This is a genomic window from Eudoraea chungangensis, assembly GCF_029360665.1.
Lineage (GTDB): Bacteria > Bacteroidota > Bacteroidia > Flavobacteriales > Flavobacteriaceae > Eudoraea > Eudoraea chungangensis.
Window position 1 is genome coordinate 116693 of sequence record NZ_JARDUB010000006.1, and the last position, 17838, is coordinate 134530.

13 protein-coding genes and 1 tRNA gene are annotated in these 17838 nt (G+C 38.0%); 7 read left to right on the plus strand and 7 right to left on the minus strand.

Translation table 11 applies throughout. The features are described from left to right. Position 1 precedes the first annotated feature (1 nt). From PXG98_RS13385 to PXG98_RS13405, 5 genes are all read right to left on the minus strand, one after another. Positions 2-2536, minus strand: a complete 2535-nt coding sequence (locus PXG98_RS13385) for a PIG-L family deacetylase (protein WP_276391843.1) — start codon at positions 2534-2536, stop codon at positions 2-4. 136 nt (positions 2537-2672) lie between these two features. After that, a complete protein-coding gene (locus PXG98_RS13390) occupies positions 2673-3620 on the minus strand; it encodes a septum formation inhibitor Maf (RefSeq protein WP_276391845.1) in 948 nt (315 codons plus the stop codon). Positions 3621-3647: 27 nt separating this feature from the next. Further along, complete coding sequence (locus tag PXG98_RS13395; protein ID WP_276391846.1) at positions 3648-4253, minus strand: Maf family nucleotide pyrophosphatase; 606 nt, start codon at positions 4251-4253, stop codon at positions 3648-3650. Further along, complete coding sequence (locus tag PXG98_RS13400) at positions 4246-4773, minus strand: KdsC family phosphatase (protein ID WP_276391847.1); 528 nt, start codon at positions 4771-4773, stop codon at positions 4246-4248. The genes PXG98_RS13395 and PXG98_RS13400 overlap by 8 nt, the downstream gene beginning before the upstream one ends. Continuing rightward, positions 4757-5521, minus strand: a complete 765-nt coding sequence (locus tag PXG98_RS13405) for a Rossmann-like and DUF2520 domain-containing protein (protein WP_276391848.1) — start codon at positions 5519-5521, stop codon at positions 4757-4759. The genes PXG98_RS13400 and PXG98_RS13405 overlap by 17 nt, the downstream gene beginning before the upstream one ends. Positions 5522-5657: 136 nt before the next feature. On the opposite strand from PXG98_RS13405, the gene PXG98_RS13410 reads away from it, so the two are divergent. The 5 genes from PXG98_RS13410 (at position 5658) to bshB1 (ending at position 13023) form a co-directional block, all read left to right on the plus strand. Beyond that, positions 5658-8834, plus strand: coding sequence for a cytochrome c biogenesis protein CcsA (locus PXG98_RS13410; RefSeq protein ID WP_276391849.1), 3177 nt, complete (start codon positions 5658-5660; stop codon positions 8832-8834). A gap of 91 nt (positions 8835-8925) precedes the next feature. Further along, positions 8926-9480 (plus strand): hypothetical protein, encoded by a 555-nt coding sequence (locus PXG98_RS13415; protein WP_276391850.1) that lies wholly within the window; start codon positions 8926-8928, stop codon positions 9478-9480. A 176-nt stretch (positions 9481-9656) separates the two neighbouring features. Further along, a complete protein-coding gene (locus PXG98_RS13420) occupies positions 9657-11066 on the plus strand; it encodes an MATE family efflux transporter (RefSeq protein ID WP_276391852.1) in 1410 nt (469 codons plus the stop codon). A 37-nt stretch (positions 11067-11103) separates the two neighbouring features. Beyond that, complete coding sequence (locus PXG98_RS13425; protein WP_276391854.1) at positions 11104-12282, plus strand: trans-sulfuration enzyme family protein; 1179 nt, start codon at positions 11104-11106, stop codon at positions 12280-12282. 18 nt (positions 12283-12300) lie between these two features. Further along, positions 12301-13023, plus strand: a complete 723-nt coding sequence (bshB1, locus tag PXG98_RS13430) for a bacillithiol biosynthesis deacetylase BshB1 (RefSeq protein ID WP_276391857.1) — start codon at positions 12301-12303, stop codon at positions 13021-13023. Here bshB1 and PXG98_RS13435 read toward each other — a convergent pair. Continuing rightward, positions 13020-15110, minus strand: a complete 2091-nt coding sequence (locus tag PXG98_RS13435; protein ID WP_276391858.1) for a tetratricopeptide repeat-containing sensor histidine kinase — start codon at positions 15108-15110, stop codon at positions 13020-13022. The genes bshB1 and PXG98_RS13435 overlap by 4 nt on opposite strands. A gap of 254 nt (positions 15111-15364) precedes the next feature. On the opposite strand from PXG98_RS13435, the gene PXG98_RS13440 reads away from it, so the two are divergent. Next, a tRNA-His gene (locus PXG98_RS13440) sits at positions 15365-15440 on the plus strand. Positions 15441-15508: 68 nt separating this feature from the next. Here the strand turns inward: PXG98_RS13440 and PXG98_RS13445 are convergent. Then, positions 15509-17095: a M28 family peptidase gene (locus tag PXG98_RS13445; RefSeq protein WP_276391859.1), complete on the minus strand. Its 1587-nt coding sequence runs from the start codon at positions 17093-17095 to the stop codon at positions 15509-15511. Between the two features lie 225 nt (positions 17096-17320). Between PXG98_RS13445 and PXG98_RS13450 the strand changes: the two genes are divergently transcribed. Then, a complete protein-coding gene (locus tag PXG98_RS13450) occupies positions 17321-17836 on the plus strand; it encodes a glycine zipper family protein (protein ID WP_276391860.1) in 516 nt (171 codons plus the stop codon). Positions 17837-17838: the final 2 nt, after the last annotated feature.

Here is a 17838-nt window from a genome sequence, read left to right on the forward strand (position 1 = left end):
ATTATTCTCCTTTTATTAGATCATTATTTTTGCTTTCTTCATTTTGCATAGAAAGCATATTGGCAAAAATTCTATAGGCGCCCGAAACTCCAGCAGGAAGTTCTCTAAAAAAACTAAGTCCGGTATATATATAGTTGCCTTTACCATAGGGAGCTACGAGTAAAGAACCATCTAAGGGATCCTCTCCCTCATCTTGCATAGAGAGTATTGCGGTAAATCTGCTATCCCATTCACTGGGAAAATACAAGCCTCTTTCTTGAACCCAACCCTGAAAATCGTCTTCTGAAATCTTGTTTGGGTAATTTACTAAAGAATGGTCTTTTGCGATTATTTCAACAGGGGAGTTTTCGTTAGTTACTCGATTTCGAGATAGTTTTAAAGGGAATGGTGCCAAACCCTCAAACTGTTTGCCCCACCTACCTGCTGTATTGTACTGTATAATCAGATTTCCACCATTCTCCACATAGTCCAATAAGTAGGATTGTTTTAATTTTAACTCTTCACTTACATTATACGCCCTAATACCGGTTACAACGGCATCATACTCCTCTAAACTGCCAGATTCTATACTATTTGGGTCAATACTTACAACTGTGTATCCAATCTGTCTTAAGCTCTCGGGAACCTTATCACCAGCACCTGCAATATATCCAATATGTTCCCCTTCTTTCTTAATGTTCAAACGAACCACTTTGGTTTCCGACGGTAATAGAACTGTCTGCTGTGGGATGTGATTGTAAGATATAAGAATTAATTCTTTCCTCAATTTTTTATCTCCAATATGAATTACCGGAGCTATGTAGGCTTCATTGTCTTCCTTCGGAGGTGTTACCTTAAAAATAACAGTAGCCTCTTCTCCTTTAGTCTTTATTTCGAAGTTTTGATATGCTTTTTCTGTTTTCCAGCCCTCGTCGAGATCAAGTTGTAATTTTCCTTTCAGATTATCTTTATGTGCAGTGATTCTTACGGGAATTTCTTTAGGGCTATTGTCCGAAAACAGAATAACCTTATCCTCGAATCTGGCGGTGGCCTCTGGAATTATCCCTAAAGGCTGGTATCTTTCCCCTAAATCTGGTTTGGAGTATTTATAGACCACTGGTCTTTCTATTCTAATGGGATTGCCTTCTATTTCTAAATCAAAATAGACATTAAGTGGAGGAGTAGTTTCAGGATTGCCGATAAGGTTTTGGTTTTCCACCTTGTACATACCCAAACTCCACTTCTCATTTAGCCAGTATGGATTAGAATATGGGGTATTTATGGGAATAGTTATGCCCAGGGTAAGTTCTTGTTTTTTGTTGTTCTTCAGATCTATGTTGGAGTTGCTTTTGGTGTCTCCAATTAATCCGGTAGTAACAACCCTTATGGAAGCAGCGCTTCTATTCAACATCTCTAACTTTACATCTAGAGTGTTGCCCGGACTGGTAAACTCTTCTGTTGAGGTTGCTTCCAGATATAATCCGGTAACCGAAACAATAAGCTCTTGTAACTCCTTTAGTTTAATCTGCTTCCAGTAAGAACTCTCAACTTTTTCTAAAATACTATATGCTTTTAAAAAGTCTGAAAGATGATTACTGGGATTAACGAAGTCAAAGTCTTTCTCAACCTTTTCTAATATCTCTCCAATTTCTTCGCCTCCCTTCATTCTAGACCAACGTGTATTTATTCCTTCAAATAAATCGGTCTTGTGAGGGGGCATATCGCCTTTTAAAAGCTCTACATATTCTGGTTGACTGCCCCTGGTTAAAGGTCTGCCAAAACCTTGACAAAGGTGCTGTGAACTTGCTAAGGACGCAATTTCATTATTCGACATCCCCTTTAATGGATAATAAACCCCGACGTCTAAAGACATCAATTTAGTTTTATCTGCCTTTTCAAAATTTTCCTGGCTCCCATAAAACCACCAGGAAGTATTAAAAAACAGCCGCTTTGGTTGCCAAGTATCTACTGTGCTAAGCTGCTTTGGATAAACATTAGCCTGATTTGCTAAATCAAAAGCTTCAACACTTAAGATGGCTGAAGCGGTATGGTGGCCATGTGTAGTTCCGGGTGTTCTATGATCAAATCGATTTATTATTACATCGGGTCGAAACTTTCGGATGGTCCAAATAACATCAGACAAAACCTCGTCTTCATCCCATATACTTAAAGTTTCCGTCGGTAGTTTGGAATAGCCAAAATCGTTCGCTCTAGTAAAAAATTGTTCTCCTCCATCTACTCTTCTAGCGGCAAGTAATTCTTCTGTTCTAAGAACTCCTAGTAATTCTCTAAGTTCCTGACCTATAAGATTTTGACCTCCATCACCTCTAGTAAGAGATAGGTATCCTGTTCTAGCTTTGGTCTCGTTAGAAAGATAAGATATCAGTCGGGTATTCTCATCATCCGGGTGTGCCGCAATGTACAGGGCGGTACCTAAGAAATTGAGCTTTTGAAGCGAATGATATAAATCCGTAGAGGAAGTTGGTTTTGGTGCCTGAGCCTGAAGGATGTTTAGACTGAGACAAAAGACAATAGAAAAGACAGTAAGAATACGCATCGAAAATATGTTCGTTTGGTGCCCAAATATAGAAAGATAATGACCTCCACGCTCATATTTAAAACTTCTTTAACAACCTAAAATTCCTACGCTATTAATAAGTTATGGTAAAAAATTAGTAAACTTTTATAAGTTCCTATAAACCAAGACTATCTCGGTAGATTAAATCCGCATTACTATTTTGTTGCCAATAGGCCGACTTAATTCTTCTTAGCATTTTGCCAGTAGAAAGCATTTTTTGTTTGTTGTTTCCATAACCACTGTTAGTTTCTTCTTCCCAACCTTCAATATGAAAGGGAAAGGCATTGGTGAAATGAATAGAAAGAGTTCGCTCTAGTTCAGGATAATGTATGGTATAAGTTTTAAGATCATTTACCACCTCAAGAGAGGCTACGGCAGCATAGGACTTGATTTCCCTGTGTGCGGTTCGCAAATATTCCAAAGAAGGAATCATATTTAGTTCACCTATAGGTAGGTTTTCTGGCGATATCCTGATCAAATTCCATATTTCATTTTCAAGGTGGTCTTTTTTTAGCCTTATCTGCTGATCGGCTTCCCGGGCAAAATAAGAATGAGACATAATCTCGTATTCCTCTTTATTGTTTAATTGAGCATACACATGTCCGCACCATTCTTGAACAGAGGTAGAAACTTTTAGGGCATGTTGTACATTCTTTACTGGAAAGAAAGAGCTGGTCATAATAGAATATGGATAAATGCCTGTGAGGTATTTTTTTGTGCTATTTAGTTTTAAAACGGGGATGTTATTACTATGACTATCATCTGCCTTTACCTGCTTATCTTCTAAAAATGGTTCTGTCACATAGATTAGTGCAGAGGTACCCTGCCTCAGCTCCCCGTAACGGACCTGTTGTAAAGTATAAGAGGTTATTTCCGCTTTTCCTGCATACCAATACGATTTAAATTCTTTGGAGAGCTCTCGTTTTTCTGTTGGACTCTTTGAAGATGTTGTTTCCTTGGGGCTAGAGCTATGGTCTGTTTTCTCTTTCGGAATTTCCTGACAGCTAATAATTAATAGGCTTAATCCAAGAGAAAAAGCGATGCTAGTAATGTGATATCTCATTTTCTTTTTGTTTGCAAAAATAATCATTCATTCCCGGGTCAGCAAGGCATAGAGGTAGTTGTATACTCTTTGTGTTGGAAGTCCAACAACATTAGAATACGATCCTTGAATTTCCTCAATACCAATAAGTCCTATCCATTCTTGTATCCCATAGGCCCCTGCCTTGTCAAAAGGTTTAAATTGCTCAACATAATAAGTGATTTCCTCTTTAGAGAGCTTTTTAAACTTTACTTTGGTAACCTCGTGAAGCAATTCCTGGGCCTTTGTACTTGTAAAACAAACCGCCGTTATAACCTCATGCCAAGAACTGGATAAGGATTCTAACATTTCTATAGCCTCCTTTTTATTCTCTGCTTTGGCAAGATGTTTATGGTTGTGCCAGACAACTGTATCTGCGGTAATGAGCAATTCCTTTGCGGACAAATTATTTAGATATGGAGAAGCCTTTTCTTGTGCAATATACCTTGCTATTTCACTTCCTTTTAAATGATTGGGATAGGTTTCGTCTATGCTTTTTAGGTTTATCGTAAAAGGGATGCCCATTTGTTTTAATAATTCCTGACGTCGGGGGGAGCCACTTCCTAAAACTATAGAAAATTCTTTCTTATCCCCAAAAAGAGATGTATTAGTCATTGGCAGCGCTAAAATTTTCAAACCAATCGCCTCGAACCTTTAATACTTGTTCAATCACATCCCTTACACAGCCATCCCCACCGTTTTTGTGGGATACATAATTGCTAATTGCTTTTACTTCCGGTACGGCATTTTGTGGACAGGTGGCAATCCCGGAAATTTTCATTACCGGAATGTCCGGAAGATCGTCTCCCATATATAGAATTTGGGATGGTTCTAGTCCTAGTTTCGATATGAAATCGTTTAGGCGTTCTATTTTTTTATCAGCGCCTAGGTATATATGCTCAACGCCCAAGCTTTTAAAGCGTTTGCGCACACCTTCATTGGTGCCTCCTGAAATTATTCCCACCGTATAACCTTTTTGAATGGCTGTTTTTAAGGCATAACCATCCTTTACACTCATTGTGCGTAATAATTCTCCATTATTATCAATTAAAACCTTTCCATCTGTGAATACGCCGTCCACGTCAAAAACAAAAGTGTTTATGTCTAGTAAGTATTCTTTATAGCTTTTGGTCATAAGTATTCTCTATTGATTTTGTTAAAAGTGTAAAGATATCTTTTTGTATGCTTTCTGATAACAGGCCCTCCAGTCTTTTAATTGTGCCTCTGTCTTGTCTCCTTGCAGGACCTGTTTGTGCTTCAAAAGGAGTAACCGTTTCAATTTTACCGGCAGTCTCTAAGATTAGTGGTTTAAGGATGTCAAAAGATATATTGGCCTTATTGCAAATAGTGTCACCTAAATAATATAAATGGTTGCTAAAGTTATTTACAAATACAGCTGCCAAATGTAATTGTTGTCGTTGTTCAGAATCAATTCTGTACACCTTAGTTGATATGGAAAAAGCAAGTTGCTCTAACAAATCATAATCTTTTGAAAATTCTGTTTCTATACAAAAAGGCACTTCCTTTAGCTCGGTCTTTCTATGGTCGCTAAAAGTTTGCAAGGGATAAAGTACACCCTTGTTCATGGAGTTGTTAAGGGCGTTCATCGGAGTGCTTCCAGAGGTGTGTACTATCAACCCCTTTTTGTTTTTAACTATCTGTGATACAGCGCTTATAGAATCATCACTTACTGCAATAATATAAATATCTGCAGCAACAATTTCATGTGGTTGGGTAGTCGTTTTTACCGAGCTGCTAAATGGTTTAAGATTCTTATAAGATCTTCCATAAACTTGTTTTACTTCAATATCTTTACTGGAGGTAAATGCATCAAAAAGATGTTTGCTTACCCTACCAGTTCCCAAGAGCACTACTTTAATCATGCTCAAAAATACAATATTTACCAAGTTTAATGTATTACAAAAGTTTTATTAAACCGTAAGTTTTTGGAAAATAAGACTCCATTAAAATCACAAAAAGGCCGTACTTTTGCCATTCGACTAAAAATTGCTTCAAAAAATGAAAGAACTGCTATCTAAAGTTTTCTTTTCTACACGTTTAATGGCCATCCTTTTTTTGGTTTTTGCGACCTCCATGGCATTCGGAACTTTTATTGAGAGTTGGTATAGTACAGAAACAGCGAGAATATGGATTTATAATGCCACTTGGTTCGAAGCGATTATGATCTTTTTCGCTATCAATTTTATAGGAAACATATACAGATATCGGCTTTTACGGAAAGAGAAATGGCCTGTACTTTTGCTCCATCTGTCGTGGATTTTTATAATCCTTGGCGCTTTTGTTACCAGGTACATAAGTTTTGAAGGCATGATGCCCATTAGAGAGGGAAACACGGAAAATGTCTTTTATTCCGATAAAACTTATTTAACAGTGCATGTAGATGGTGAAATGCTAGGGGAAGTTAAGCGAAAGGTTTTAGAAGATGATCTCATTGTCACCGCAGAAGCGATTAAATCGAACCTGCCCTGGCAATCAGATTTTAACGGGCAGAAGTTTGAAGTAGCTTATGAAGACTTTATTGAAGGTGCTAAAATGGGTTTTATCCCCGATGCAAAGGGCAACAATTACCTTAAAATTGTTGAAGCAGGAGACGGAAATAGGCATGAGCACTATTTAGAAGAAGGAACTGTTGCCAACATCCATAATGTGTTGTTCTCCCTGAATAAGGAAACTTCAGGTGCTATAAATCTTTTTATTAGCGATACACTTGCACAAATATCTAGTCCATTTGAAGGAGGATTTATGCGTATGGCAGATAGGTTAGAAGGCGAGGTGATACAAGATAGCTTGCAAGAATTTCAATTACGATCGCTTTATACTGTGGGAGGGATGCAATTTGTAGTACCAGAACCTATGGTCCGTGGAAGTCAGGGGATTGTTTCTATTCCTGAGGACGAGCAAACTCCTAATATGCAAGATGCCTTAGTACTAAAAATTAGCAGTAATGGGCAAAGTGTTACCAAAACATTACTGGGCGGTAAAGGATCAGGAAGTTTTACAGACCCGTTAGAAGTAGGCGGCTTAAAATTTTCCGCCCGATATGGCTCTAAAGTTTATGAATTACCCTTTGCCATAAAATTAAATGATTTTATAGCAGAAAAATACCCAGGAACAGAAAAGAGTTATGCCTCGTTTATGAGTAAAATAACCTTAGAAGACGAAAGATCTTTCGACTATGATATTTATATGAATCACATACTGGATCATAAAGGTTATCGTTTTTTTCAGGCGAGTTTTGATCCGGATGAAAAAGGAACGGTACTTTCAGTAAATCATGATTTTTGGGGTACTTGGATTACCTACATTGGCTATTTTCTACTGTACGCTGGTTTAATGGGGATTATGTTTTTTGGAAAAACTAGATTTAAAGACCTAGGAAAATCCTTAGAAAAGCTTACCTCAAAAAAAGCTATGTCTACTGCTGTTTTATTTGTCTTCTTTTTGCCTTTTACAGAAATAAACGGACAAGGAGCAGAAGAAGAGCATTCGCATACCGGATCACCCCTGCAATCTCAAATAGACTCTCTTTTGCAGGCTTCGACAGTTTCTAAGGAACATGCGGCGAAATTTGGAGAACTTGTAATTCAGGATACCGGCGGAAGAATGAAGCCAATTAACACTTTCTCTTCCGAATTATTAAGAAAACTAAGTTTTAAAGATTCCTTTAGAGATTTAAATGCCGATCAGATCTTCTTGTCAATGATGCTGAATCCGGCATTGTGGTATAATACAGAATTTATCGCCCTAGATAAAAAAGGGCAAAATGACAGTCTTAGAAATATTATCGACACATCAAAAGACAAGCGGCTGGTAAAGGCTACGGCTTTCTTTGATGAAAAAGGCCAGTATAAGCTGGCACCGTATCTGCAAGAGGCCTACGCAACGAATACCCCAAATAAATTTCAACAAGATTTTAAAGACATAGATCTGCGACTTGGACTTCTAAACAGGGCTTTAAGCGGAGAGATTGTAAAAATTTTCCCCCTCTTAAATGATGAGAATAACAAATGGGTTTCCAATGTTGAATATCGTTCCGGGCAGTACCCCGTTGCGGACTCATTATATGCCAATTTTGTAAAAAATGCAGTTCCTTACTATTTGATGTCTTTAAGGCAAGCGATTAGTACACAGGATTACACAGAAGCGGATAAACTGCTATCTGCCTTTCATCAAAACCAAGTGAATCATGGGAGCGAAGTTTTGCCAAATACTAAAAAAGTAAAAACAGAAATCCTCTACAATAAACTAAACATTTTCAATCGCCTGTACAAGTTTTATGCGATGGTAGGCGTGTTGATGTTTTTTGTTCTGGTTTTTAGAATTTACAAGGAGCGTGCGATATGGCAAATGGGCACCTACTTTTTTAAAGGCACCATTTATATTCTATTTGTTTGGCATACAGCCGGACTAATAATGCGCTGGTATATTTCAGGCCATGCACCCTGGAGTGATGCTTATGAGAGTATCTTATATGTTTCCTGGGCCACTATGGGTATGGGCCTTTTACTTGGAAGGAAAAGCGATATGACTATCGCTGCTTCTGCCTTTGTAACTTCCATGCTCTTATGGATTGCCCACCAGAGCTGGGTAGATCCTTCTATAGCAAATTTGGTTCCTGTTTTAGACAGTTATTGGTTGATGATTCATGTTGCGGTAATTGTTGGTAGCTATGGACCTCTGACAGTTGGGATGATTTTAGGTATTGTATGTCTGCTACTAATTATTCTTACTAATAAGGAGAATAAAAAACGCATGAAGGCCAGTCTTAAAGAACTTACTATCATCAATGAACTTTCCCTAACGGTTGGCCTCGTAATGCTTACCATTGGGAATTTTCTTGGTGGGCAGTGGGCCAATGAAAGTTGGGGACGTTATTGGGGATGGGATCCAAAAGAGACTTGGGCCCTGATTTCAATAATGATTTATGCCTTTGTATTGCATATGCGCCTTGTACCGGGATTAAGAGGTACATGGACCTTTAATTTCGCAAGTATTTTGGCTTTTGGCAGTATTATGATGACGTATTTTGGGGTTAACTTCTACCTAGTAGGCCTGCATAGTTATGCAAGTGGATCCCAGGTAATTACACCAACTTTTGTTTGGTATACCTTAACTGGTGTTCTCTTCCTTGGTCTTATAAGTCTTTGGCGCTATCGGGTCTATTATAAGAAATAGGGCCTTGATAATAGATTTACACATTGTATCTTGAGGCAAAGATTGTCTCCATTTTGTACTTTTATATTATCCAATAAAATATGGGCTGACAATGGGTAAAAAAAAGTTTACATGGAATTCTGATAAGATAGTTGGGCTCTCTGCCATGGGGATAAGTTTTATTACGTTGATAATCTTTATTTATCAAACAAACCTAATGAGCAAACAGAATAGTCTTTCTATTCTCCCTTATTTGCAAATTGCCGTAAGCGATAACGGAGAAGAAAATAGTTATGCTCTTTCTATCTTAAACCATGGCGTAGGTCCGGCCATCATAGAATCGGTCACCATTGCTTACGACGGTAAAAAGTATAATCTTAAAAACTATAATGATTACTTTATAAACTTCCTTAAATCAGAAAATCTTGGCCTAGATAGTTTAGTTAGCTATTCTTCTTCTAGTACCGAAAAGGGAATGGCCATACCTCCTGGATCTGCCTATGGTATTCTTGCCGTAAACAATTCACGTAAAGAATATCAGTTATTTAAATCTAAACTAGAAGAAATGCTCCTTGGAGGGATGCAGTATGAAATTATTTATAGAAGTATTCAGGATGAAAGATGGTTCATTAGCAACCATTCTACCGGACCTATAAAATTGGACTAACTAGTTCTGGGAATGGCAATTGGGTAGTATTAAAAAAAAAATTGCATCTTTGTTACATCATGAAGTACTAGAAGTTATGTATACTATAAATGTGAGAGCAAGTCTTGTCTGAGCGTTGGTTAGACAGGAGTTTTTGTTCCGTCATATTTTTCTTCACCTAACATAATTTCTATAACATGCAGAACACCAATAAATTTACCCTTAAAAAATTATATAAATATTTTATCGCTGCCATCACTGGCCAGGAATCTAGTTACACCTCTGGAAGTATCAGGAAGGCCATCTTTATGCTTTCCGTTCCAATGATTCTGGAAATGATGATGGAATCTATATTCGCCATAGTTGACATCGCCTATGTTTCACAGGTCAGCGTAAATGCTGTGGCTACCATAGGCCTTACCGAATCCGTAATAACCCTTGTCTATGCTTTAGCCATTGGATTGAGTATGGCAGCCACGGCTGTAGTGGCAAGAAGAGTTGGCGAGGAAAATATTGACGGAGCCAGGGAGGCTGCGGTACAGGCCATTTTATTAGGAGTCTTAGTAGCCTTGGTAATTGGCGTAGTAGGTTTTCTTTATGCCAAAGATATACTTGGCCTTATGGGAGGAGAACCAGACCTGATAATGGAAGGTTACGGCTATACCCAATGGCTACTTGGTGGAAATATAACTATTGTATTATTATTTCTTATAAACGCAATTTTTCGTGGAGCCGGGGATGCCTCTGTGGCTATGTGGACTTTAGTTTTGTCTAATGGCCTGAACATTATTTTAGACCCCATCTTTATTTTCGGATGGGGACCCATCCCGGAATATGGTGTAATGGGAGCTGCTATTGCTACTAATATCGGTCGTGGTACTGCAGTTGTTTTTCAATTGTCGATTCTCTTTTTTGGATGGAGTAGAATAAAATTACGTCTGGTAGACTTAAAGCTTAAGATAGGGGTAATGCTTAATCTTATTAAAGTTTCTCTCGGTGGAATTGCACAGTTTTTAATCGGGACTTCCAGTTGGGTATTTCTAATGCGCCTGATGTCAGAATTTGGAAGCGAAGTCTTAGCCGGTTATACTATAGCCATTAGGGTCATGATGTTTACCTTTATGCCTGCATGGGGGATGAGTAATGCGGCAGCTACTTTGGTAGGTCAAAATTTAGGGGCTAAACAACCCGAACGCGCAGAAAAATCGGTTTGGATAACTGGAAAATACAATGCCATATTTATGCTTTCCGTATCCCTGATTTATTTATTTTTTGCTCCGGATATAATTGGTCTTTTTACGGAGGTTGAAACAGTAATTGCCAATGGTTCTCTATGTCTTCAAATTGTGGCGGCGGGGTATCTTTTTTATGCTTACGGGATGGTAATTTCGCAGGCTTTTAATGGAGCAGGGGACACCAGAACACCAACTAAAATAAATTTAATTGCTTTTTGGGCAGTTCAACTTCCTTTTGCCTATGTAGCTGCTATTGTCTTTAATTTAGGGGCCTTAGGGGTATTTATAGCTATTACTCTTGCAGAGGTTCTTCTGTCCGTTATTGCGATTTGGTGGTTTAGAAAAGGGCTATGGAAAAAAACCAATGTTTAGTCTATTTTTGTAACTTTATTGCTTAAATATACCATATATGAAAAAGAGAGAATTGGGAATAAATACGATATGCACACATACAGGAGAATTAAAAGATACTTCATTCAATGGGGCAGTATCTCCGTTGCATATGAGTACTTCTTATGCCTTCGAAGATGTAGATAAAAAGAGATATCCACGATATTTTAATACCCCAAACCAAGAAGCCCTTTCCATAAAAATTGCTGCTCTCGAGCATGCAGAAACTGCAATGATTTTTGGAAGTGGAATGGCTGCCGTAAGTACAGGAATATTGGCATTTTTAAGTTCGGGAGATCATGTAGTTTTGCAAAATATGTTATATGGAGGAACCTATAACCTGGTAACAACTCAATTCGATAAGATGGGGGTTAGCTATTCTTTTACCGATGGCCTTTCCATTGTAGATTTTGAGGATAAAATACGAGAAAACACCAAAATTATTTACATAGAGACTCCTTCAAACCCTTTACTCACCATTACAGATTTAGACGGAATTTCTAAGCTTGCCAAGAAGTATGGATTAATTAGTATAATAGATAATACTTTTGCCAGTCCTGTTAATCAGAATCCCATAGATTTTGGAATAGATGTGGTAATTCATAGTGCCACGAAATATATGGGCGGGCATTCCGATATTTGTGCCGGGGCCATAGCCACTTCAAAGGCCTTGATGGAGCCAATTTTTCAATTGGCCATAAATCTGGGCGGTAGTTTAAGTGATTATACTGTATGGCTTCTGGAGCGTAGTATCAAAACCATGGGAATTAGAGTGAAAACACAAAATGAAAATGCCATGTGCCTGGCAACTTATTTAGAAAATCATTCCCTGGTAAAAAAAGTGTATTACCCGGGCTTAACTTCACATGAAGATCATGAACTGGCAAAAAAGCAGATGTCGGGTTTTGGAGGGATGATGTCGTTTGAACTTGAGGAAACTTTAGATGCTGCTGCGTTTCGAAAGGCCTTAAATTTTATAAAGTCTTCGATGAGTTTAGCGGGGGTTGAAAGTACTGTTTTGTCGCCAGCTATGACATCACATGCTTTGATGGGTGCTGAGGAGCGAGCTAAGCAGGGGATTGCAGATGGGTTAATTCGCTTTTCACTTGGCATTGAAGACAAAGAAGATCTTATCGCCGATATGGAGCAGGCTTTTGAAAAAATAAGCAAAAACGAAATGGCTATTAGCACGCCTTAATCTTAGCAAGTTAACTTAATGAAATTAGACGTATTGGTATTCGGAGCGCATCCAGATGACGCCGAATTGGGAGCTGGTGGCACTATCGCCAAATGTATAAGCGAAGGTAAAAAAGTAGGGATTATTGATCTAACTCGTGGGGAATTAGGTACGAGGGGAACCGCAGAGATAAGAGATACAGAAGCTGTTAATGCCGCTAAAATCTTAGGAGTTAGTATTCGTGAAAACCTTGAATTCGCTGATGGTTTTTTTATTAATGATAAGGCACATCAAATAGCTATTATTCAAATAATCCGTAAATATCAACCCGATATTGTGCTGTGCAATGCTATTGATGATCGCCATATAGATCATGGAAAAGGAAGTAACTTAGTAAGTGATTCCTGTTTTCTTAGTGGCTTGGTAAAAGTAGACACCAAATTAATAGGCGATGAGACCTGGCAAAACGCATGGAGGCCAAAACAAGTGTACCACTACATACAATGGAAAAACATAAATCCAGATTTTGTGGTAGATGTCAGTGACTATATAGATAAAAAGATGGAAGCAATTGTGGCCTATAAATCCCAGTTTTATGATCCAAATAGTGCAGAACCAGAAACCCCGATAAGTAGTCAGAATTTTACGGAAAGCATAAGATACAGGGCTAAAGATTTAGGCAGACTTGTAGGTGTGGAATATGCAGAGGGTTTTACGGTTGAAAGACATATTGCGGTTAAGTCTCTCTGGGATATTTGTTAGACAGCTTTGCCGTATGATTTCTTTACCTTGGGTAGGGTAAAATGAAATACACTGCCCTTTCTTAGCACACTGTGGGCCCAAATTGTGCCACCATTTTTTTCTATCATTTCCTTACAAAGAGAGAGTCCAAGACCCGTGCCTTTTTCGTTCTGTGTTCCGTAAGTAGATACCGTGGAATCATTTTCAAAAAGTTTGTCTACCGTAGACTCGTCCATACCCACTCCGTTATCTTTTACCGTAACCTCCCATTGTGTATCTCTTTCATAAGCCTCAATTTTAATTATTCCATTCCTTGGCGTAAACTTTAGTGCGTTACTTATGAGATTTCTTATTACGATATCTATTTGATTGCTGTCGGACCAAGTAAGGGTGTTTTCTTGAATGTTATTATCTATCTTAATAGACTTTTTTGTAGCAATCTCTGATAGTAGATTAATGTTTTCCTGAACGAGGGTCTCCAAAGCCATCATAGAGGGTTTGGTGACCGCTCCATTCATTTGGGTATTTCCCCAAGAAAGTAAGTTGTTCAGCGTAAAGCCAATATGATTTACATCTTCTCTTAACTTGGGAACGAAACCAAGAAATTCCTTAGTACTTACATCGCCATCAGAATAAAGCCTAAGTAACTCTTGCAAAGCCCCAATAGGTCCTCTTAAATCATGGCCAATAATCGAAAATAATTTGGTCTTGGTCTCGTTATTCTCATTCAACTCATCCTCTCTTTTCTTTAAGATAGCTTGTTTTTCTTCCAGTTCCTTGTTGAGTCGCTTCTGTATTTTTTGCCCTCTATAGACCAGGAATGTAATTATTACAAATACCATTAAAATGGCTACTGCAATATTTATATAACGCTGCTGTCTGGCAAGTGCCTTTTCATTGTCTTCAATTAGCTGAAGTTTTTGTTTGTCGTACTCTGTTTTGGTTTTAAACATCGTAAGACTTTTTTTGTTTTCATTTCTCGATAGGGTCTCCGAGAGACTCTGGTATAGTTCATGAAAACAAAGAGATTTATTGTATTCTTCTTTGTTTTTATAAATTCTGTAGAGAGTTTTGGCACACTTCTGAGTGCCCTCTAAGAAAGAAATCTTATCTGAAATTTCGTAGGCGATTTCGGCAAAATGCTGGGATAAACTGTCTTTTCCCTGAGCAAAATAAGCCTCAGCCATCCCATTGTACAAATCAATGATTCCACGGTCATCATCTAGGTTACGATGCAGTAATTCTGCCTGGTTATACCAGAAAAGGGCCCATTTAAATTTTTTATCATTTAAGTATACCTTCCCTTTTATTTCATAACTAAACGCTAGCCAGTCTAGAATATCGTGTTTTTCAAAAATGGCAATACTCTTGTTTATATTAAACATGGCATAATCCAAATTACCCATATCTGCATAGACAGAGGCAAGATTACTCAACGTTTCGGCCATTATTATTTCATTCCCCAACTGTACATTAATCTTTTTAACTCTATTGTAGAACTCTAGAGATTGTGAATAGTCTTTTTGTGAAGCGTACAAGTTGGCTATATTTTCGTTCAAAATAGAAAGTACTTCGAGTTCTCGAATATCTTCAGCCAGTTCAATGGCCTCCAGGTAGCCAGAAAGCGCTTTTGCATAATCCCCTTTGTAAGCATGCTCCCCTGCCAAGTTATTTTTTATCCAAAGACTAAGTTTTTTATCCTTAATAAAATCTGCTAGACTGAGTGCTTTAACATATTGTACAATCGCACTATCCGTCTGTCCTTTATCGGAATAGTAGTCGCCTATTCCGAGAAGTGCATTACTTTCTCCTTTCTTATAACCACTTTTAATGCTCAAATCCAAGGCTTCTTTGGTAAAGAGTAGAGCGCTATCCCGATTGTAATAACGATAGCCTGTTCTTAGGTCAAGTAATAGATCAATATAAGCAGAGTCCTTCGGACTGAAAGAATTAGATTCTCTTAATGTCTCTAGGGCGGTTAGCAGTTCACCTCGCTTTGTCTTTTGCCCGTTAATAGGCATACTACTAAAGAGTAAGAAAAATACCAGGCCTGTCCATTTCAATAAAAGACTTCCATACCCAGGTGTAAATTTTCTTTGATAATCCATATTTGGAATAAATAATTCTGAAGTCTAAAATACACTGGAGACTAGCCGTGAAATAATTTATGTTGTGAAATGCAACTTTTTGTTTGTTTGATCCATTTAATGTTGCATTTCATCGATGATTTGGGGTCATTTAGGGGTATAACCTCAACCAATCTTGACGATTGGTCTGCTGAAAGGATATGAAAGGCAAAATTGTATAGGGTTTCGTTTGAAACATTGGTTAAAAAAAATTACCTTTGCCACCGCTTGTAAATGGTGGTTGTAGCTCAGCTGGTTAGAGCGCTGGATTGTGGTTCCAGAGGTCGCCGGTTCGAACCCGGTCTTCCACCCAAAAAGGCAACAAAAAAGCCCTAAATATTTAGGGCTTTTTTTATTTCTATTAGATAGTAAATAGCTAGCTATTTTGAGATAATCACATCCACTTTTGGTTTGTTTTCTCTATTGGCAATTTCCCATGCTGTGTAAAATACTAGACGGCTTCGATTCTCTAATAAGTCGTAGTTTATCTTATCGGGCGTATCTCCAGGTTTATGGTAGTCTGCATGAGTACCATTAAAATAGAAGATAATTGGTATCTCGTTTTTGGCGAAATTGTAATGATCACTCCTATAATAAAATCGATTAGGGTCGTTCTCGTCGTTATAGGTGTAATCTAATTCTATTTGCGTGTATTTCTCATTTACCTCTTCGGATAATTGATGTAATTCCGTACTAAGTTTGTCTGACCCAATTAAATAGATATAATTTCTTTCTCCTTCTCGTTTTGGGTCAGTCCTGCCAATCATATCAATATTAAGGTTCGTTACGGTTTTAGACAAAGGAAATATGGGATCGTAATCGGTATAGTATTGCGAGCCAAAAAGACCTTTTTCCTCTCCAGTAACATGCAGAAAAACAATGGATCTTTTTGGACCCTGCCCTTCAAGTGCCGCCTTTTTAAAAGCCTCGGCTATTTCTAACATTGCAACAGTTCCGGATCCGTCATCGTCCGCACCATTATTAATATCCTCCCCAGTAATTCCAATATGGTCTAGATGTGAAGAAATTACAACGTACTCATCCGGTAACTCAGAACCTCTAAGAATTGCAACTACATTTTCAGAATCCACAAACTTATTAGTGTCTTTTACTTTAAATTCAACAGGAGTATCCAAAACCTTGGGCGAATGATCGGTTTCAATTGTAGGATATAAAAGATTTCCCATTTCAGCACCAACCAGAACCAAAGAAGTATTCTGAACACTATCTTTTAGACGCATTTTTCCATTTTCTGCCTCAACATTAAAATTGTAGTAATTCTGATATCGTGGATAATAAGCAAGGTCATAATAGAGAATTCCTAGGGCTCCCTTACTTTCCGCTAAAGCCACCTTGGCACCAATTCCGTCCGAGGCATTACCCCATACGGAAGGTACCAAAGAACCCGAAATGATGCTTCTGCCCATTTCGTCTTTTGGTTCTCCCGCTTTAATCAATACAAGTTTTCCTGTGACGTCTAATCCCTCATAGTCTGAATATCCTTCCTCTTCGATACCATAGCCTAAATAGACGATAGAGCTGAAACTTTTTTCAAGAGAAGTAAAGGTCACAAAACCTTCACCCTGTTCAAAAGAGGTATCTTTTAATGCAATGCTCCCTTGGGGGACCCTTGATATTTCTAGTGGGACTTTCTGAAAATAGTCGCCATTGGCCTGTGCAGGAGGGATATTTAACTCTTCATAAACTGCCTTTATAAATTCAACTGCTTTTTTCTGACCAGGTTCACCTGTTTCTCTTCCTTCGAATTCATCAGAGGCATACGTATAGAGGTATTCCTTTAATTCTTCTTCCGTGATCATCTCTGCAAAACTTACAGGATCTTTGGTTATATTCGGCTGCGCCTTATTCTCAATTGAGCTTTCTGCATTTTCCTCTACTGTTTTCTGGGAGCTATTACAGCTAAGAAGAACCGTAATACTCAGCGTTAGAAGCCATAGATATTTCATAAGAACCATATTGTTTTTAAAAAAGGATTCAAAAATACGGAAAGAATACGATAATTGTATTTAATAAATGGTTTGTAGGTACATCTTTTATAACATTTTATTAAAAAAGAACTCAGGGATTCTTGTTAGAAGAGTTTATCTTAGACCGAAACTCCTAAATTAAAAAATTAGTATTTTAATTTAAATTACAAATACTTAATGCGCAGTTAAAAATTTGAATGACTTATGAATTTCTTAAAACAAAGTAGCATCTTTTTGATGCTCTTTACCACCTCCTATTTTTCCTTACACGCACAAGAACAATCGCTTGGGGCAATGGTAAACAAAAAAGTGGATATGTATGTATTTCCTGCAAATGGTCAAACGGAGGAGCAAATATCAAAAGATGAAAACGATTGCTATCAATGGGCGGTGCAACAAAGCGGGATAGATCCATTGAATCCTCCAAATGTGGAAGCTGCTCAAGTGGAATCCGGACCTGATGGTTCTGCAGTTAGTGGGGCTGCAAGAGGAGCATTGGCCGGAGTAGCAATAGGAGCTATTGCCGGAGATGCCGGTACAGGGGCTGCTATTGGAGCCGTTGCTGGCGGTCTTGGAGGACACAGGGCCAGCAGGGTAGGAAGGGCTAAACAGCAAGAAGCAAATAATCAGGCTGCTTCTAATGCAGAAGTAGATATGATTAATAGCTTTAAAAAGGCTTATTCAGTCTGTTTACAAGGCAAAGGCTATACTGTTCAATAAAA